Here is a 550-nt window from a genome sequence, read left to right as displayed (position 1 = left end):
GGGCACCGTTCGTTCTGCCGCGCTCCACGCCGATCGCCCGGCGCGGGCGTACGGGGCGCCGCCGCGTACGGGCGCACTTGGCGGTGGCCCGTACGCGCGCGCCGCATCGTGCCGCACTCACCGCGCGGGCGCGGGCGTAGTCGCAGGCGCGGGCGTTGTCGCAGTCGCAGTCGCAGTCGCAGTCGGGTCTAGTCGAACCCGATGTCGGCCAGCGCCCCGGCCGCCGCGCGGTCCAGCAGGACCGCCGAGGCGCACCCGGGCGGCGGGGCCCCCGCGAGCGCCTCCGCGCGCAGCCGGCCGACCGCGGCGCGGTGGCGGCCGAACGCGTACGGGGAGACTCCGCGGCCCCGCGCCGCCTGCCCGGCCAGGGCCAGGCGCGGCGGCACGTCGAGCAGGACGAGGTGGAGGGCGACGCCGCGCCGGCGTGCGCAGCGGGCCAGCCAGCGGCGTACCCACGGCATGGTGCCGCAGTCGTGGACGACGACGCTGTCGCCGGAGCGCACGGCCCGGCGCAGCCCCGCGTAGTGCGCCAGGCGCACCAGTGGCCGGT

The 550-nt window shown here is 80.0% G+C and carries 1 protein-coding gene; it reads right to left on the bottom strand.

Features of this window, described 5'->3' with window-relative positions; all coding sequences use genetic code 11:
* Window positions 1-188 precede the first annotated feature (188 nt).
* On the bottom strand, window positions 189-550 hold a 362-nt coding region (locus KUM32_RS38665), incomplete at its 5' end, for an ATP-binding protein (protein ID WP_217146473.1).

This window comes from Streptomyces sp. AC627_RSS907 (assembly GCF_019049165.1).
The sequence above is the reverse complement of the archived record's forward strand: the minus strand, read 5'-3'. Positions and strand labels throughout refer to the sequence as shown.